Origin of the sequence: Ruminiclostridium papyrosolvens C7, from assembly GCF_000421965.1 — a bacterium.
In the GTDB taxonomy this organism is placed as follows: Bacteria; Bacillota; Clostridia; order Acetivibrionales; family DSM-1351; genus Ruminiclostridium; species Ruminiclostridium papyrosolvens_A.
Window position 1 is genome coordinate 45,732 of the sequence record NZ_ATAY01000094.1, and the last position, 16,753, is coordinate 62,484.

Sequence of the window (16,753 nt, forward strand, 5' to 3'; positions counted from 1 at the left end):
CAACACATCTTAAAACTTTTATAGTAAAACCTCCTTTAAATTATGTTGGGTATCCCCATCGTACAATTACTAAGCCAGAACCACCAGTACCTCCAGTACCTCTGGAACTGGCACAGCCACCACCACCTCCTCCTCCACCATAGCCGCCACCACCTGGACCACCAGGTGAACCTACGGTGCCTGAACCGTTAGTGCCAGCAATACCCGATCCTTCGATAAAGGATGAAGCTCCAGGATCACCGGAATTACTACCTGTGGAGCCAGTCCCACCAGCACCTCCAGCACCACCACCCGCATGGACTCTACCCCAAAAATCCGTTGTTGGTGTCCCTTGTCCAGTACCATTAGATCCTGCACCAGAGCTACCGCCACTAGAATAGGAGGCTGGAGTTCCATTACCCCCATTGGAACCTGCAACACCACCACAAGAGAAATAGCTACTGGTACAATACATTCCTCCTCCACCAGCACTTCCTCCATTACCTCCATTGCTAGAGGTAGCTCCATAACCACCAGCAGCCGAAGTTAAATTAGGATAAGTACTATTACCTCCATTGACTCCTGCTGAGCCTCCTGAACCAACATAAATAGTATTTGTTCCTGGTGGATCTACGTTATAATATGTTTTTGTATAGCCGCCACCACCACCTCCTCCACCTACAAGAAAGACATCTACTTTCTTAGGTAATCTATCTATGAAAGTTAATTTACCAGAGGTATAACATTCAATATAACCTTTGGTAGGGCCTTCCGATACGATCTTACATGAACCTGTATATTCAACTTTTACTGGGGTGCCTTGTCACTTATCACTTTTTGGTCTTACGAAACTTTCACCAAAGCTTCTACCCATTAATAATCGCCTCCCATAAAGGTTACGGAATAACCCGAAGCAACTGTCGTACCTAAGGATACATATATTTTTTCTCTACTTTTTAAAGCAGGGGGTAATACTCCATTACCATCGTTGGCATAGTTGATTGGTAATAGTACCGTGTCCACTCCTGTGATAGCAGCTGTCTGAGCTGTTGAAGCTGCTAATGCTACCTCATGAATTAGTATAAAATTCACCTCTGCTGTGCCTTGTCCATCATTCCAATAAATTCTCAATACTGAAGCAACATTACTTCCAAGGGCCCTTATCTTAATAGCATCCACTCTTGTACCATTAGTACCGCCAGTAGCTAAAACCATCCCATTTGTTAGAGGAGCTTTTATATTTGTATCAGCAGTTTGTATATATACACCTGATGTATTAGGACTTGCAGGATAAATTGGTATTGTATTTGCTGGCATATTATAATGCACCTCCTATATTTTTATATGCGTTTAAAATTGCTGCTACATTGGGCATATCCCACAAATGTGCCTCAAATTCTGTTTTGGTTACAAGATTACTTGTGTCCTTTATTTGTTCAAACCAGCCTTTCCATTCTCTATAGAAATCTCCATCTGGCTCTGAGGTTTTGCTGTTCATCCATGCTTCAAACCTGTTATATATTTCTGTTGTATTAACCTGGTCAAACAAATGTGTAACAAGCCCGCAAACAGTATTGTCCAGCCTTTCATCGGTGATTTGATAATCCTCGATATAGCTCTTTCCTGCAACAATTCTTACCTGAGCCAGAGATATTTCATAAATGTTATCGTTTCTCGTTAATTCCATTGGAGTTGGTTCCAAGGAGGGATTACCCTTTAGGATAAAGGCCTTTATATACCTGTTTTCCAGAGTTTTATCAAGGCGTATAATTACTCTGTCAATTCTGTCCAAGGCGGGGTCCGCCATATCATGCTCAAGATATAAATTCTCTGTGTCAAGCTTATACAAATATCCTTCAAGCCATGCGTATCCGGGTTTTATGTATACTTTCATATTTACTTTGTCTGTTCCAACCTTGAGGGTTTCCCCGCCGTTGAAAATACCGTTTCTTATAAACTGCCTGAAATATTCCGCAAATTCATCGGCAGTGTAATACCTTTCATCGGTTCCATCAATACTATCAAAAAATTTATAGCTTTCTGCCACCTGTCAACCTCCTGTCATAAGCCAATATAACTGTTTTTCCACTTTTTGTACTTTGGTATTTTATTTAATACAAAAACTGCATATCTTTATGAGATATGCAGTGCGAAAAGTTCAACATCTTAATTACCTTCCAATAAACATATTTCTGCTAAATGGGCTCCAGTTTTCTCCTCTATAACCAGTCATCCCTTCTAAATTAACAAAACAAGGGAGCACTGTATACATGATACCAGCCATTGCATTAACCCTAAATGTCATGATGTATCTCATCCTCGAATTGTCAGCAGGTGTTATTCTTGCCATATTAGGGCGTATTGCATTATCTGCTGTTAGAGCTTCTTTCATTCCTACGCTTGCTATACCAACAGGACCCATATTACTTCTAATCCAATAATTTGAAACATTTGTTGCTGATGCTAAATCAGTTCGCTGATCATATGTCATTAAAATCTGGTTTGGTGCAATTTGTCTAGCCTCCATTATAATTGGATGAGGTATCATCTCTCTTTCCGGATAAAAACTTAACATTTTTAAAACCCCCACATATCTACAAAATAGTTAATACCATATTATAAAATATGTGGCTTAACCTGTTTATGTTAACTTTCTTTTTTCTGGATATAGGCTTTTATATCCCAATATATCTGTTCTTCCACTTTATCTGTACCTTGGTGTTGATACTGTCATTGTTGCTGTTATAGCTTACTATGTTCTCCCCGGGAACGAGCTGCCAAAAGGTGCTGTTTAAATCAATGTAGTGAAAGGCATTATTTCCGTTGATTAAAACATGCTTTTCTCCGAAGGCTGTAGAAATACTAAGTACATCATTTTCCTCCAGCTCACGATTAATCCTTATATATTCTCCTGTAGTTTCATTGGTCACCATTGGATTCACAGCCGGACCCTTTATTTCAATATTGACCGGGGCAGAAACATCACCGGAGTTGATCGCCCTTCTCTGAAACCCTCTGCTAGAGAAGGCAGTGGGAAAAGTGGTCTTAAACTTTAAGCCCCCAACTATATATGAAAGCTCTTTGCCTTCATAAAATGTATCAAGCCAAAAGGGTTGATGGCATAATAAAGTAATTAAAAACTTCTGATACCCGACACCCTTACTACCCTGCTTTCCTGGAAAGACAGGAGTAGATTGAGCTATTCCCTTTATCTCCTTTACAATACTCCTGTTGATATATGTAATTGTGACTTCACCAAGTTTCGGATTTAGTACCTCCTGCATTTTTCGTCTGGCATTTAATAATTCGTTAGGGTTTCTTCTGGTTAATATGGTACCTTCTATTATCAACTCCCTTTCCTCCAAGGTATTACCGATATATCCGGAACCGTCCTGCCCGGGTGACTTCTGACTTTCAATGGTCACCTGGACCTCAGATGCGCCATCCAAAGTTTCAAGGAAGAATGGGGCCTTATTACAAAGAGTAATACTGTCTCCTCTTTGATTTGTTATTATCAGCTTCTGCAAGGCACACCTCCTACCATTCAAGGGCCATCTGTCTCGATGTATTTTTGATTTGCCTTGCTATTTCCGAGGGAGTCAGCGGAGTAGGACTGTTTATTGTAATGTTCTGGATGATTTCATTACCATAAGACGACATATTATTACTCCCGACCGGAACAAACACATTTTCATTTAAACCAGTATTTGTTCCGCTAATGGAAGCCAATATATCGGATTTGCTTATATTAAAATCAGTAGGTATTGCCTTTTTCATGTCTCGTTCTATATCAGCCATTGTTCTTATAAAGCCTACCCCCAGGCCCTTACTCATATTTGCGCCGATATCAGCAAAAACCGTAGAAGGCGAATGTATACCCAGCAACCCCTTAACATTACCTACAATTCCTCCAACAAAACCGCTGATCTTACCCTCAATCCAACCTGCCATCCCGGTAATACCTTCCCACAGTCCCTTTACTATGTTTTTACCAATCTCAACAATTGACACAACGGCTTGTCCAATACCCACCAAAATCGCAGTCACTATCTGTGGAAGCTGTGCAACCAATAAAGGTACTGCCTTAATAAGCCCCATGGAAAGTTCGTATGTGAAGTTCGAACCCACTTCAATTATCTTGGGGAGATTTTGGGTTATAAAGTTGATAATCGACGATATTATTTTAGGAAGTGCCTTTATAAGTGCTGGAAGTGAATCAATTAAACCCTTTGCAAGACCATCAATGATTTTAAAGGCTGCATCCAGAATCTTGTCCATGTTTTGTAAAATGGTTCCTACTATTAAAAGAACTGCATCCACAACAGAAGGTATCAGCTTGGGCAGTGCTTCTCCGATTCCATTTGCAAGAGTTATTACCATTTGTATTGCACCTTCAACCAAGGCAGGCAGATTTTCTATTATGCCATCCAGCAGTGCTACAACAAGCTTAAGTGCTCCATCTGTTATGGCTGGCAATGCATCTATCAGGCCCTTAAGGAGGGTCATTACAATTGAAACGGCCGCATTGATTATTGCCGGAAGATTATTTAATATTGCACCTCCAATTGAGGTTACTATATCAAGTCCCAGTTGGATTAATTTAGGCAGGTTCTCCATTATTGTGCTTGCAATGCCCCCAACTGTTTCACCGATAACGGCTGATATCTTGCTCCAATCACCTCCGGCTTTATTTAATCCTCTTGCAAAGTTACCAAGTAAGGTAACTCCATCATCAGCCAGTATTTGAAGCTGGGGCAGTAATACCATCCCCAGTACATTTTTAGCCCCTTCGGCTCCACCTTTTAGTCTCTGAACACTATCATCAAACTTTCCGAGTGCAGACAAAGAGTCATCACTCATAACAACACCCATTTGCCTGGCCTCTTCCGTCAATGCCGCGATTCCATCAGAGCCCTGAGCAATAAGCGGATTTAAATCCTGTGCGGATTTTCCGAATATCTGCATGGCAAGAGCATCCCGTTCTGTTTCATTTGAGATTTTCCCCAAAGTATCAATAGCTTCCCAATAGACTGTGCCGCTATCTCTTAACTGTCCATTGCTGTCTGTTACGGAAATGCCTAGCTTATTATATGCCTCAGCAAACTTAGCCGATCCGTCTCTGGCATTTGACATGGACTTTACCTGCTTTGCCATTGAACCTGTAAGAGTATCCAAAGACACATCCACCAACTCCGCAGCGTATTTATATGCCTGAAGGCTCTCAGTGGACATGCCTGTAACTGTGGACATTGTTAAAATATCATCTGCATATGAGGAGGCATTAACCGACATTTCAATCAATGCCTTTCCTGCACCGGAAGCAGCGGCACCTATTCCTACAAGTGCTGCACCCATTGCCACACCGATTCCCTTTAAAACACCGCCTAGCTTTTCAAAGCGGTTTCCCGCGTTATCTGCCGTATCCGCTGTCTTCTTAACTTCCCTGTCAAACTCACTGACCTTGTTCTCCGCTTCATCAAAGCCGCTACCTGTAGTATTCAGAGCCTTATTATTATCCTCCAGCTCCTTTACCATATTGTTAAGGTCTGCATTTGCATTGTTAAGCTGAATCTGCCATGCTCGAGTTCGCTTATCATTCTCGCCAAAGGAGGTGGCTGCATTCAGCAATGCTTTTTCAAGGGTAGCTACCTTTTCCTTCTGAGTATCTATCTCCTTGTTAAGCACTTGATTTCTTGCAGTTAATGCATCAATTGATTTATCCTGCCTATCAAATTGTGAGGAAACAAGGTTCATCTCAGAGCCCAAGACCTTAAAGCTCTGATTTATATCCTTTAGTGCATCCTTGAACTCCTTTTCACCTTCAATGCCTATTTTCAAGCCAAAATTGTCTGCCAGTATACCACCTCCTTCCTGGATTTTGGGCATAAGAAAAGACACTCTGTTAAAGAGAGTGCCTGTAAAAATTTAAAACCTATTAAGATAATGTACATTATAAAACGATTGCAAAATTACTTTTACACTTCAAACTTATACTGTACTGTTAACTAATCGAAATTGTTACCAATTTGATACTCTTTCTGTTTTTATTTAATGGTATAATATGTAAATACTATGTTTTTGCATAAAGGAGCTGATTAAATGAAAAAAGCTATTTCATTGGTTGTTGCAATTATACTCACAGTAATATCGGTTTCATGTACTTATCAAGGAGAAGATAATAAAAAAAGTTTGAATAGCAAAGAGGTCTCAAAAAGCACTGCTACTGTATCTTTGTCAAGTTCATCTAACGTAAAATTTGAATACTTTTTTAGAGGTTTTGTTACTTTAGTAGGGAATGACAAAATCAGTAATTATCCACGTGATCCATGGATAATAGAGACAGATGCTGACTGGCATGATTTTATGGATAAATATGTACCAGGGGCTCGTTATTTAGTATCCGTAGATTATTCAAAAGAAAGTCTTATATTTAGTCCTTTCTTCCCAGCGCAAGCCCCGTATTCCTACGGTACTGATATAAAAACATTTACTGTAGAAGATAAAGAATTTATACCGAAATATATTAAACATGAAAATGGAACAATAAATGATATATGTGTACAGAATATTGATGATATACTTCATGTTTTTGTAAACATAGTAAAAGTAAATAAAAAAGATATCCCAACAGATATCTCAAACAAATATCATAAAGATTGATTTTTTAATATGTAATTCGTTACACAAAAGACGCCTATAAATGGGCATTAGCCTACCAAGTATACAAAACAATATATCACATTTGTAAAAATCTTGATATAGATTGCTAAACACCAAAAGGAATTACATCATCAATAAACAGCTCTCTTTTCGGTTTAGCCAAACCATTAAACTGCTTGTGAATTTCCCATTGGTCCAGAAGTCCTCCAATGGGCATCAGCCAGACCTCGGCTTCATTTCTTCTTAGCTGTGTTACTCCATAATAAATAAGCCGGGCAAACAATTCTTCATCGCTTACCCGACTGACATGTTTTTTGTGCTGCTCTCCTCCGATTCGATGTACCTTTTGGTTCCCCTGTACATTGCTTCCATAATCACTTCTTTATATGCTGTAAGCTCAATAGGTGAGGTCAAAAGTTCTACTTCTTCCTCAGTCAGAAGCTCTCTTCTGTCATTTTTGTTCTGTAAATTGTGTATAAGCACACCTTGATTTGCCAATAGTGTAATAAGCCAGACTATTTCATCCAATGCCATTTCAAAGCTTTCTGATTTCATAAGTTTCTCGCCTAAGTTTTCAAGTCCTCCATACCTCTTGGCTATTTCCTTTGTTGCCTTGGTAGTCAGAATAAGTTGATACTCCATACCGCTTATTTCTATTAGGCTGCTGCGTTCATCCTCCATTTTAACTTCCTCCATTAAAAATACATATATACATATATAATAGTAGTAAATTATTTAGTTACGGTGCTTCTGTAAATACAGGCTCGTAAACCTTTGTAAACCATGAGCTTATTATTGTCCCGGTAACCCCTGTATCATCCTCACTCACCTCTGCCTTCCATGGATGATTGCCTCTTTCATCAAGCTTATTTCTTCTCATTACCGTTCCCTCAATTGTCGGTGTCTGAAAAGAAATGCTATCTCCTTTTGTTTGAAGGTTTGTTGCAGGAATACCGAATTTGACTCTAAACAGCCAGAAATACCGGTACTTTCCGTTTGCCTTCTTTGCTCTGAAGCCAATTGCTACAGGTGAACCGCCATCCTCACTGGTGGAGATTAATACCTTGTTGTCATCCAGAATCGCACCTGTTAGGTCTTCCGCTGCAGTCATTCCGATATCATCTATTCCAAGGGACAGCTTGCCGCTTTTGAATTCCTTTACCACCTCAGCCGCACCATCGTCTGCATATAGTACGGCTTCCGCAAGCTCAACGGATAAATCAGCTTTTATTGCTTTTGCCAGTGGTATTGGGATTGCATATGTTTCTATACCATCTACATCCTCAGTTATTTTTGAATAGTAAAGCCTATCCAGCCCAATTGTTGCCATTAAATATCCTCCGTAAATAAATTTTCCACCGCTACATCTATCGCATAGTGGTGGAATTTTGTTGCTGCTTCATATTCGACGTATCGCCTATCCGTTATAGTGAACTCGGCTGTTATCAATTGCTTTAATATTTTGTCAATTAAATCAAGGTAATTCCCCTTAATATACACAGCCAGCTCCATTTCGTTAATTTCAGCAAGAGGCCTGTCATTTGCAAAAGCAGAGAAGGTATCTGCTATCGGTATTAACACTATATATTCACTTGCGGTTCTCACTGGATTTTCAACAAGGGTAATAGGAATGTTAAGTAAAGCTAATGCCTTTATTATTTGCTGTGAAATACTCATAAAGCTTGAACCTCATCCTCCAAAGCCTTTTTCATTTCTTCTATGCAATTCTTTTTTGCTTTGGAGCCGCTTGGTTTTAGCCAAGGCCTTGCTACCTGATCTGACTTTCCGTGCTCCAGTACTGCCGCTTTCATTGCATTGGATACTCCCTTGGAGTCATTGCCCTCACAACCTACCTTTATCCCATAATTACCGTTGCTGTCTACAAAGGGCCGGGTTATTCTCAGGGATTTCAGAAGTTCTCCCTTGGCTTTTGAAGGTATCTTAGTCTCCTTGCCAATTGATGAAGATAGCTTTTCTTGGGCTGTTAAATATAAGGGCTGTGCTCCCCGTTCTAATACATGTTTTAATACTGTATCGCTCTTGTCAGCCAGATTTGTCATTTTATTCAGCATTTCTTCAGGCAGCTTAAAGCTCACTTTGGCCATTGGTATAAACCTCCCTTGCTATTATTGTGGTCATTCCAAGTCTGTCATCAGATAAAATTGAGATAATATCGAAGAGTCTACTGCCGCATCTTATTCGCATAAGTGTGTTTATTCCTGGGATATGTCTTATATATATCTTACTTGTGGCCTCCTCCACAGTCTGGTCTGAACCAAAATACTCCTTGCTTGATACTGGTGTTATATCTGCCCACACAGTAGCAAATTCCGTAAATGTTTCTTGATTAAAGCCATCCTCATCAGTCGCATTTATAGGATTTTCTATTGTTATTCTGTAGCGCATTTTACCTAGCTTCATTAAAACACCTCATCACGTACACCAAATAACAGCCCTGCCAGTGTTTTTATAAGTCCATTGTAATCGGCCTGTTCTCTGTTTTCATATAGATAGGTAACTCCATAAAGCACACCTATTTTAAGGGTTTCAGGAATTTTTTCTAGTGTATCTACTTTCTTACGTATAATATCCTCGCATAATAATTGTGCCGTATTGATAAGGTTTGCGATGAGAGCATCCTCGCTATCATTATCAAGTCTTAAATACAGTTTTGCTTCTTCCAATGTTACAAGCATACTCTCACCCATTCCTTAGATCCTGTTCTTTTTATTATAAGTTGGCTACGAAGTAGGCAATCTCATTATGAGTCGGCTACAAAGTGGACTATCTCATTTCTACCATCAGCCCTGCTGTTTTGAGCCTTCCAAGTAGCTGATTGAAATCCGATTTTAATCAGCTATTGATGTAGTATTCCGGTCTGCCTGCGCTTGTGCTGGCTTGAGTTCTATTCCGTCGATGATTAGACTGCCCTTGGTGGTTATTTCAAGTGTTCCACCAATTATTTTTTTCCCCGCCCGATTCTGTATTGTTTTTTACGTTACTCATATTCATCACCTATGCCTTCATTTGAAGCACTTTTATTGCTTCGGGAAGTACAAGCTTTCCGTCAACTCTTTGCATTGCCTTGAAGCCTACCTGACCTGTTGCTGCGAACAATTCGTTCAACCGTTGAAATGATCTTCCCTGTCTGTCCGCAATCCAATAGTAGCTGAAATCCCCAAAGGCAATAGGCTTAGCACCTGCAGAAAGTATAGGTACATAAGCAGATGTCTTTATTGGCTTGTTTAGGATGGTGTCTGGTGTGTTTGCTGTGATTGAGGGCTGCCATAGGTAGTCACCGCTTCCATTTTTGAGCTTTCTGATTGCCTTTACGGTTGCATCATTCATTACGAATACTGCATTTTTTCTGTAAGGTGATTTTAAGCTGTAGTAAAGGTCTATAACCTCATCTGCTGTAATTGCAGTTGAGCCTACCGCTGTTACACCCAGCTGTGCACCTCCTGTTGCATTTAATATTCCTGTTGGCTTACCGACTCCATCGCCTATAACAAAGGCTTCCTCCTCCTTTGCACCTATTCTTCTTGCAAATTCCTTTGCAATGTATTTCTCAAGATTAAATACACTGTCATTTAAAAGCTCCTCTGAAACCTTCAGCATTGTAACAAGCTTGTAGGCTCCGATTGAAATAAGTCCGAAGGAATCATCTGACTCAGGGGCATTTCCTTCCTCCTCTACCCATGAAGCTGTTCCCTTGGAAGCAACAATCGGAATTTTCTTATCTCCCGAGGAAGTGTTCATAATATTTGCTATCTGTCTGAATATATTTTCCTCCTCAAGACTTTCAATCAAGGTTCTTTCAAATTCATCAGGTGCAAGAACTCCCCCCTCGGAATCAGTTCCAACCTGCAAAGCATTATGTACCTCGAAGCTGTTTTTGTTTCTCATCAGCTTCCAGAACGCATCCTTATACTCGTTTGTAGATTTTGGGCTTATTTTACTTTTACTTTCCTCAAGGCTTGCATTAGGTAAAGTCCTGATTGCATTTGAGGTTGCCTTTGACAATTCTAAATCGAGCACTGCCTGTCTTTCCAGCCTATCTATCTCTTTTCCGAGATTTACAACATCAGCTTCCATCCTTTCATACTGCTCAGTATCCTCAGCAGACAACAGTCCGCTCTCGTTTCTTTTAGTGTCTAAAAAAGCTTTGGTATTTTCCCAAAGCTTGGCTCTTTTCTCTCGCAGTTCCAATATTTTATTCAATATGTATTCCTCCGTATTAATTAGTAAATTATTTATTGTGAATTTCTAATATTTTAATAGGTCAAGTCTTTTGTTTAGTACCTCATAAGGTGTTCCAACATCTTTTATTATTGTTGACTTGAATTTACTTAAAAGTGAGTTTGTTATTGCCATGTTACTAAATGTTATGGCTTGGCTTTCTACAGAATCCTTGTTCTGCTCAGAGAACAGTATATTATCTGCAAAGCCCAGTTCTACTGCTTTCTTTGCATTAAACCAAGTTTCCGAGTCCATGAAGTTTGAAAGCTTTACTCTTGATAGCCCGGTTTTAATTTCATAAGCATTTATAATGCTCTCTTTAACTTCTGACAGCATAGCAATTGCTTTTTGCATTTCTTCTGTATCTCCAAAAGCCATGGTCATAGGGTTATGAATCATAATAAGGCCTGTGGGAGAAATCAGTACTTCTTCACCAGCCATAGCAATTACAGATGCAGCGCTGGCTGCAATACCATCTATCTTTACAGTGACTTTCCCTTTATAGTCCATAAGCATGTTGTAAATCTGGCTTGCACAAAAAACATCACCACCCGGAGAGTTAATCCAGATGGTGATGTCACCATTTCCATTAAAAAGCTCACTCTTAAATTGTTTTGGTGTTATTTCATCTCCATACCAAGTTTCTTCTGCTATTGCCCCCTCTAAGTAAAGCGTTCTTGTATCATCCTCGTTCTTCACCCAGTTCCAAAACTTCCTACTCATTTGCTCCCTCCATTTCATTCTTATTCTTGTTGGCAAAGGCTCCTGCATCAACAAGCTTTGTCATGTTCCCATTAATCAGATACAAATCCCCTCCTAGCTCCTCAGAAATTCTATTCATGTTTTCAAGCTCTCTTATATCATTGGCAGATAACCAGCCGTTCTGCCTTCCAACCGCATACCCATTCATTCGGCTCTGGTAATCACCTCGGAGCAGCCCGTCCACATTAAATTTGACAAAGTACTCTTTCTTCTCGTCTTCACTAAACAGCACTCTTTTTATTGACTGCTCCCAGCGAACTACCCATGGATCAAGGGTGTACATTACGAATTCCAGAGACTGCTGCTCTATGTTGGAAAAACTAGACTTCTCAAGGTCACCTATCATATGAGGCGGTATTCTGAAAATCCTTGCAATCTCATTGATTTGAAATTTCCGAGTTTCTAAAAACTGTGCCTGCTCTGGTGGAATTCCAATGCTCTGAAACTTCATGCCCTCCTCTAACACAGCAACCCTGTGGGCATTGGAACTTCCCTGATATACACTGTTCCAACTTTCTCTTACCCTTGCCGGGTCTTTAACCACACCGGGATGCTCAAGAACACCTCCCGGATTGGCACCGTTTGCAAAGAATTTAGCACCATATTCTTCAGTGGCAATTGCCATACCTATTGCATTCTTAGCCATAGCAATAGGTGAATAACCTATGAGTCCATCAAAACCAAGTCCGGGAATGTGCAGAACCTCATAACTTTTTAGGGGATAACTTTGTCCTTCTTTGTTGTATATGTAATAAAGTTCACCTTTTTCAGTTCTGTCTACGGTCATTTTGTTAGGAAGTAAAGGATACAGGGCTATTACCTTTCCTCTTCCATCCCGGATTATCTGAGCGTATGCATTTCCCCATAATAAAAGATGACCCATAAGTGTTTCACGGAACACAAATGAAGTCATCTCGGGATTAGGTTCATCTGCAAGCAGATGATATATTTGATGTTCTGTTGCTTTTTCCTTACCATGTTGTGTGTAACGATATGTATGCAGTGGTAAAGATGCTATTGTTTCAGCTAGTATTCTGACACAGGCATACACTGCTGTGGTTTGCATCGCTGTCCGTTCATTTACCGTTTTGCCGCTTGTGGTACTGCCAAAAAAATAGCTGTATGTGCTTCCGGGCAAGCTATTTTTAGGGCCTGCTCTTGCTTCAAAAAATCTTGATAGTAATGGTAGTTTCATTCTCGTTCCTCCTAAAAATGGGCATAAAAAAGCACCCATATATGAGTGCTAAACAATTTATTTTAGTTGTAGTTTAATTGACGCTTTTTTTAACATTTCAATAGCTTTAGGATCATCTTTATTTATCCTATCAGAATCAATAATATAATTTAGGGATTCTAAAACCTTATTATCTCTAGCAATTCTCAGTAGAGCATTAACTCGTACCCTTGTATCCCCATAGTCACTACTCTACCCTGATAGTTAAAAACATCCTTTATAAAGCAGTTGCATAAATAAGTGGGTATGCTGTTAATGCTCCTCTTCAATATATATGGAATCAAGAACAAATCCTAATAATCCTTCGATATGACCTCTTTCTCTTGAATTGCTTACTCCAATGTATTTAAAGTAACAGTTGTCTTTAATCCACTTTTTGGCTTCTTCATAGTTAGTTATTTGTGGAAATCTCTCATTATCTTCAACTAAATATTTTTTCAATCTAGCTGTCGATTTATTACCTTGTAAGTGATTAGTATAAAGCCTTCTTCTTAGTTTTTTAGTCCTACCAACATATAAAGTTTGATCTGTTGTTTTATCAAAAATTGCATAAACAACTGCTAAGTCATCTTCTAACATACTTGGCAACAAATCACCGAAGTAATACTTCGTAGCATTTTGGAGTTCGGAACAAACAGTCTCTATTTCTTTAGTCTTTTCATCTGTTAAATATATCAACATTGGCATCCTACTCATTGATTTTCCTCCATAATAATAACCTTCATGAGCAACTGGTCTAAAGATGTGTTAACCTCATTTTCTCAACCAGCTATCATTGAACTTATCTCTAAATTCCTCCATTACATCTTCGAAACGTGTTAACCCCTCAGCCTTCAAGTGCTTAGAAAATGTAATTGCATTTTCTGTCGCAAGCGCTGACCAAAAATATTGAACCATTTTTTCTGCGCTAAGCCTGCCCATTCTCCCAACTGTAAGATTAACCCCGCTCTTAATCTTTGCAGGACATTTCTTTGAATCTAGGATAGGATCAAATACCTTGTTGTGAAGATATTGCATAAGTTCTTGCTCTTTAGTCATATTCATGCGCCTCCTTGTTATAGCTATTTTTTTAAACGGATTAATTCTGTTGCAGCTTTAAGCCTGCGTTCTGGGTCTGCCGACTTCAATTCTTCTTCAAGTACAGTCAAAGCGTCACTAAATAAACTGTCTAACCTTTCAGTATTCTCTTTATTCAAAGATAACTGCTTACCGGTAATCTTATCTAAGCCCGCTTCTTCAATAGAATCTGGGAATTGACATATAGTGTTTCTATTGCTAATTAGTTTTTGGATACTGCTTTCAAGCTTTGTTATAAGTACTCGGTCTGTCCATTCAACATTTCTTCTATGGCACATACCATCTTCTTCATTGTCATATTGTTGTTCATATTTATATTCTCCCACAGTCCCTATATACACCCAGCCCTTTTCAGCTATCAGTACAACATCACCAGTTTTCATCGTATTTGAAAAAGTGTTCACTTGCCCTAATGCATTTCCCAACTTATGACCTGTATAACCATAGGTTTGTTCAAGTCTTTTACGTATTTCATCTGTCGATACTTGGGTCAAATCTCCTATACCCGGCCATCCTATGCAGACAAATTTCTGATCGACAAATTCTCGAATCCTTTCGATCCCATGTGGCTTTGTTTTCATTTGAAAAATATTCATAATCATACTCCTCTTCCATCGCATCCATCAGGCTTCCTTACGTTTATCTACGATTAATATATCATAGTAATATTTTCCTGTCAATAACTTTTTTCATGATGAATCCTCATGGTTTCATGATGAATTACCACGCAAGGAAGATGTGTAACTTTTATCATAGTACTAGTATCCCTCTCTCATCATAAACACTACCCTTATTTTCATTCCTTATTGCTCTGTCCAGTGCCATAATAAGCGCGACTGCACCATCTATTCGTTCGGTACTCTTTTCTTTATCGGGTTTGATGTTACCCGCCGGGTCAATTTTCACATAGATGTTATCCATCATCCAACGTAGTACAGGATTGCCTCCGTGAGCCATTCTTTTTTCTAGTGTCAGTTTCATTAATTCCTTGGATGGCGGAGACATGTCCTTGTAGCCTTGTCCGAAGGGAACTACTGTAAAGCCCATCCCCTCAAGGTTCTGAACCATTTGGACTGCACCCCAGCGGTCAAAGGCTATTTCTTTTATGTTATATTTTGTTCCTAATTCTTCAATAAATGTTTCAATAAATCCATAGTGAACAACATTTCCTTCAGTTGTTTTTATATAGCCCTGTTGTTCCCATACATCATATGGCACATGGTCCCGTCTTACTCTTAACTTCAGATTATCATCAGGTATCCAGAAGTATGGTAGCACTATGTATTTTTCATCTACTGTTCTTGGGGGAAACACAAGTACAAAGGCTGTAATGTCGGTGGTACTTGAAAGGTCAAGCCCCGCATAGCACTCCCGACCTCTAAGTGAGTCTATATTTATCTTGAATGCACACTCATCCCATTTATCCATAGGCATCCAGCGGGTAGACTGCTTAACCCATTGGTTAAGTCTTAGCTGTCTGAATATATTTTCCTCAGCAGGGTTTTCCTTTGCACTTATGTATGCATTTCTAACCTTCTCAATATCAATTGTATGTCCAAGAGAGGGATTGGCCTTGTACCAGTTTTGTTCGCTACCCCAGTCGTCATTTTCTTCTATTCCATATATAACTGGGTAAAAGGTATGATCAATTTTTCTGCCATCAATAATATCCTGCGCCTTTTGATGTTGTTCATAGCATATGGAATTTCTGTCCGTTCCGGCTGTGGTTATAAGAAAAAACAGCGGTTGAAGTCTTGCATCACCGCTGCCCTTGGTCATTACATCAAACAGCTCCCTATTTGGCTGACTGTGAAGTTCGTCAAATATAACGGTATGAACATTAAGCCCATGCTTTGTATATGCCTCCGCCGAAAGTACCTGATAGAAGCTGTTTGTAGGTTTGTACACCAACCGTTTCACTGACATTACAGGTTTTATTCTTTTCTTTAAAGCCGGGCATTGATCAACCATGTCCACTGCCACGTCAAAGACAATTGCCGCTTGCTGTCTGTCGGAAGCACAGCCGTATACCTCGGCTCCCCATTCCCCGTCACCACAAGTCATGTATAAGGCAACACCTGCCGCAAGCTCGGATTTACCGTTCTTTTTTGGTATTTCTACATAAGCTGTGTTGTACTGCCGGTATCCGTTTTCTTTTACTGTTCCAAACACATTTCTGATAATTTTGTCCTGCCAGGAAAGTAAATCAAAGGGTACTCCACGCCACTGACCCTTTGTATGCTTTAAGCAGTTGATAAAGTTAATTGCATGCTGTGCTTTTGCTTCATCATACACTCTTCTTACCCCCGCTTAGCAGTATTAATTCCATTGGATCGTTTACCTCCTGCTGATTACTGTCGCTGACTATTCTGCTTCTTGCAGACGGTGTAAGTCCAAATTGCTCACAGAATTTGTTCATTATTTTTAAATATGTCTGGGCGATGGATACCTGTGGCACCTGCTGCCAGTACCCTGAAGGGGTTTTTACTATTGTTCCGTGCTTTGATATAAATTCTTCGGCTTCCTTCCATCTTGCATATGCCTGGCAATAGCCTGCAAAGACTGCCATATCCACCTCTGTCAATATTCCAAGCTGCTCAAGTTGCTTTGCTGTTCTTTTCCATTCCTTTTTCGCTTCATTGTCCAGCCACATTGGGCATTTGGGTGCCTTTCTTTTTGGTTTGGGCTCTTTTTTATTCAATTCCCGTTTACCGGGGTTTCCCTCAAGCTCTTTTATTGCCGTGGGTATTGGCTTTCGCCCTCTCTGTGCCATAGATATCACCTCCATTCTGAAAAGTATCT

22 protein-coding genes are annotated in these 16,753 nt (G+C 39.7%); 1 reads left to right on the top strand and 21 read right to left on the bottom strand.

The features are described 5' to 3' along the window. Positions 1 to 40: 40 nt before the first annotated feature. From L323_RS42035 to L323_RS38715, 6 genes are all read right to left on the bottom strand, one after another. Positions 41 to 760 (bottom strand): glycine-rich domain-containing protein, encoded by a 720-nt coding sequence (locus L323_RS42035; protein WP_347499090.1) that lies wholly within the window; start codon positions 758 to 760, stop codon positions 41 to 43. Between the two features lie 92 nt (positions 761 to 852). Further along, positions 853 to 1,296: a hypothetical protein gene (locus L323_RS38695; protein ID WP_020817054.1), complete on the bottom strand. Its 444-nt coding sequence runs from the start codon at positions 1,294 to 1,296 to the stop codon at positions 853 to 855. Position 1,297: 1 nt separating this feature from the next. Then, entirely contained in the window at positions 1,298 to 2,026 is a 729-nt protein-coding gene (locus L323_RS38700) for a hypothetical protein (protein ID WP_020817055.1), read from the bottom strand. Between the two features lie 123 nt (positions 2,027 to 2,149). Then, the gene (locus L323_RS38705) at positions 2,150 to 2,554 is read right to left on the bottom strand and encodes a hypothetical protein (RefSeq protein WP_020817056.1); all 405 of its coding nucleotides are present in this window, start codon (positions 2,552 to 2,554) and stop codon (positions 2,150 to 2,152) included. A 100-nt stretch (positions 2,555 to 2,654) separates the two neighbouring features. Next, positions 2,655 to 3,506, bottom strand: a complete 852-nt coding sequence (locus L323_RS38710; RefSeq protein WP_020817057.1) for a phage tail family protein — start codon at positions 3,504 to 3,506, stop codon at positions 2,655 to 2,657. Between the two features lie 10 nt (positions 3,507 to 3,516). Next, on the bottom strand, positions 3,517 to 5,835 hold the full coding sequence (locus L323_RS38715; protein ID WP_431602540.1) for a phage tail protein: 2,319 nt from the start codon (positions 5,833 to 5,835) through the stop codon (positions 3,517 to 3,519). Between the two features lie 243 nt (positions 5,836 to 6,078). Between L323_RS38715 and L323_RS38720 the strand changes: the two genes are divergently transcribed. Then, positions 6,079 to 6,639 (top strand): hypothetical protein, encoded by a 561-nt coding sequence (locus L323_RS38720; RefSeq protein ID WP_020817059.1) that lies wholly within the window; start codon positions 6,079 to 6,081, stop codon positions 6,637 to 6,639. Between the two features lie 106 nt (positions 6,640 to 6,745). Here L323_RS38720 and L323_RS40645 read toward each other — a convergent pair whose 3' ends face one another. From L323_RS40645 to L323_RS38785, 15 genes are all read right to left on the bottom strand, one after another. Then, positions 6,746 to 6,922: a hypothetical protein gene (locus L323_RS40645; protein ID WP_020817060.1), complete on the bottom strand. Its 177-nt coding sequence runs from the start codon at positions 6,920 to 6,922 to the stop codon at positions 6,746 to 6,748. Positions 6,923 to 6,933: 11 nt separating this feature from the next. Continuing rightward, on the bottom strand, positions 6,934 to 7,320 hold the full coding sequence (locus tag L323_RS38725) for a hypothetical protein (RefSeq protein WP_020817061.1): 387 nt from the start codon (positions 7,318 to 7,320) through the stop codon (positions 6,934 to 6,936). Between the two features lie 58 nt (positions 7,321 to 7,378). After that, positions 7,379 to 7,969, bottom strand: coding sequence for a major tail protein (locus L323_RS38730; protein WP_020817062.1), 591 nt, complete (start codon positions 7,967 to 7,969; stop codon positions 7,379 to 7,381). Next, a complete protein-coding gene (locus tag L323_RS38735; RefSeq protein WP_020817063.1) occupies positions 7,969 to 8,316 on the bottom strand; it encodes a hypothetical protein in 348 nt (115 codons plus the stop codon). Before L323_RS38735 ends, L323_RS38730 begins: the two co-directional genes overlap by 1 nt. Further along, positions 8,313 to 8,744 (bottom strand): hypothetical protein, encoded by a 432-nt coding sequence (locus L323_RS38740; protein WP_020817064.1) that lies wholly within the window; start codon positions 8,742 to 8,744, stop codon positions 8,313 to 8,315. Before L323_RS38740 ends, L323_RS38735 begins: the two co-directional genes overlap by 4 nt. After that, positions 8,725 to 9,060, bottom strand: a complete 336-nt coding sequence (locus tag L323_RS38745) for a phage head closure protein (RefSeq protein ID WP_020817065.1) — start codon at positions 9,058 to 9,060, stop codon at positions 8,725 to 8,727. Before L323_RS38745 ends, L323_RS38740 begins: the two co-directional genes overlap by 20 nt. Continuing rightward, positions 9,060 to 9,347 carry a head-tail connector protein gene (locus L323_RS38750; protein WP_020817066.1) on the bottom strand — a complete coding sequence of 96 codons (288 nt, stop codon included), beginning with the start codon at positions 9,345 to 9,347 and terminating at the stop codon, positions 9,060 to 9,062. Before L323_RS38750 ends, L323_RS38745 begins: the two co-directional genes overlap by 1 nt. 307 nt (positions 9,348 to 9,654) lie before the next feature. Next, positions 9,655 to 10,860 (bottom strand): phage major capsid protein, encoded by a 1,206-nt coding sequence (locus tag L323_RS38755; RefSeq protein ID WP_020817067.1) that lies wholly within the window; start codon positions 10,858 to 10,860, stop codon positions 9,655 to 9,657. A 45-nt stretch (positions 10,861 to 10,905) separates the two neighbouring features. Next, positions 10,906 to 11,601 carry a head maturation protease, ClpP-related gene (locus L323_RS38760; RefSeq protein ID WP_020817068.1) on the bottom strand — a complete coding sequence of 232 codons (696 nt, stop codon included), beginning with the start codon at positions 11,599 to 11,601 and terminating at the stop codon, positions 10,906 to 10,908. Next, positions 11,594 to 12,835, bottom strand: coding sequence for a phage portal protein (locus L323_RS38765; protein WP_020817069.1), 1,242 nt, complete (start codon positions 12,833 to 12,835; stop codon positions 11,594 to 11,596). Before L323_RS38765 ends, L323_RS38760 begins: the two co-directional genes overlap by 8 nt. Before the next feature lie 291 nt (positions 12,836 to 13,126). Beyond that, a complete protein-coding gene (locus tag L323_RS38770; RefSeq protein ID WP_020817070.1) occupies positions 13,127 to 13,570 on the bottom strand; it encodes a GIY-YIG nuclease family protein in 444 nt (147 codons plus the stop codon). A gap of 57 nt (positions 13,571 to 13,627) precedes the next feature. Then, positions 13,628 to 13,912, bottom strand: a complete 285-nt coding sequence (locus L323_RS38775; RefSeq protein ID WP_020817071.1) for a hypothetical protein — start codon at positions 13,910 to 13,912, stop codon at positions 13,628 to 13,630. Positions 13,913 to 13,935: 23 nt separating this feature from the next. Beyond that, positions 13,936 to 14,571 (bottom strand): hypothetical protein, encoded by a 636-nt coding sequence (locus L323_RS40650; RefSeq protein ID WP_131451056.1) that lies wholly within the window; start codon positions 14,569 to 14,571, stop codon positions 13,936 to 13,938. A gap of 130 nt (positions 14,572 to 14,701) precedes the next feature. Next, positions 14,702 to 16,246, bottom strand: coding sequence for a terminase large subunit (locus L323_RS38780; RefSeq protein ID WP_020817073.1), 1,545 nt, complete (start codon positions 16,244 to 16,246; stop codon positions 14,702 to 14,704). Beyond that, on the bottom strand, positions 16,239 to 16,724 hold the full coding sequence (locus L323_RS38785; protein WP_020817074.1) for a phage terminase small subunit P27 family: 486 nt from the start codon (positions 16,722 to 16,724) through the stop codon (positions 16,239 to 16,241). Before L323_RS38785 ends, L323_RS38780 begins: the two co-directional genes overlap by 8 nt. Between the last annotated feature and the right edge of the window lie 29 nt (positions 16,725 to 16,753).

Excerpts from the sequence above, each read along its gene's own strand:
- L323_RS38775 (WP_020817071.1), bottom strand. The coding sequence starts at position 13,912 with ATGACTAAAGAGCAAGAACTTATGCAATATCTTCACAACAAGGTATTT.
- L323_RS38760 (WP_020817068.1), bottom strand. The coding sequence starts at position 11,601 with ATGAGTAGGAAGTTTTGGAACTGGGTGAAGAACGAGGATGATACAAGA.
- L323_RS38695 (WP_020817054.1), bottom strand. The coding sequence starts at position 1,296 with ATGCCAGCAAATACAATACCAATTTATCCTGCAAGTCCTAATACATCA.
- L323_RS38720 (WP_020817059.1), top strand. The coding sequence starts at position 6,079 with ATGAAAAAAGCTATTTCATTGGTTGTTGCAATTATACTCACAGTAATA.
- L323_RS38765 (WP_020817069.1), bottom strand. The coding sequence starts at position 12,835 with ATGAAACTACCATTACTATCAAGATTTTTTGAAGCAAGAGCAGGCCCT.
- L323_RS38785 (WP_020817074.1), bottom strand. The coding sequence starts at position 16,724 with ATGGCACAGAGAGGGCGAAAGCCAATACCCACGGCAATAAAAGAGCTT.
- L323_RS38735 (WP_020817063.1), bottom strand. The coding sequence starts at position 8,316 with ATGAGTATTTCACAGCAAATAATAAAGGCATTAGCTTTACTTAACATT.
- L323_RS38725 (WP_020817061.1), bottom strand. The coding sequence starts at position 7,320 with ATGGAGGATGAACGCAGCAGCCTAATAGAAATAAGCGGTATGGAGTAT.
- L323_RS38730 (WP_020817062.1), bottom strand. The coding sequence starts at position 7,969 with ATGGCAACAATTGGGCTGGATAGGCTTTACTATTCAAAAATAACTGAG.
- L323_RS38750 (WP_020817066.1), bottom strand. The coding sequence starts at position 9,347 with ATGGGTGAGAGTATGCTTGTAACATTGGAAGAAGCAAAACTGTATTTA.
- L323_RS38740 (WP_020817064.1), bottom strand. The coding sequence starts at position 8,744 with ATGGCCAAAGTGAGCTTTAAGCTGCCTGAAGAAATGCTGAATAAAATG.
- L323_RS38705 (WP_020817056.1), bottom strand. The coding sequence starts at position 2,554 with ATGTTAAGTTTTTATCCGGAAAGAGAGATGATACCTCATCCAATTATA.
- L323_RS38770 (WP_020817070.1), bottom strand. The coding sequence starts at position 13,570 with ATGAGTAGGATGCCAATGTTGATATATTTAACAGATGAAAAGACTAAA.
- L323_RS38745 (WP_020817065.1), bottom strand. The coding sequence starts at position 9,060 with ATGAAGCTAGGTAAAATGCGCTACAGAATAACAATAGAAAATCCTATA.
- L323_RS40650 (WP_131451056.1), bottom strand. The coding sequence starts at position 14,571 with ATGCGATGGAAGAGGAGTATGATTATGAATATTTTTCAAATGAAAACA.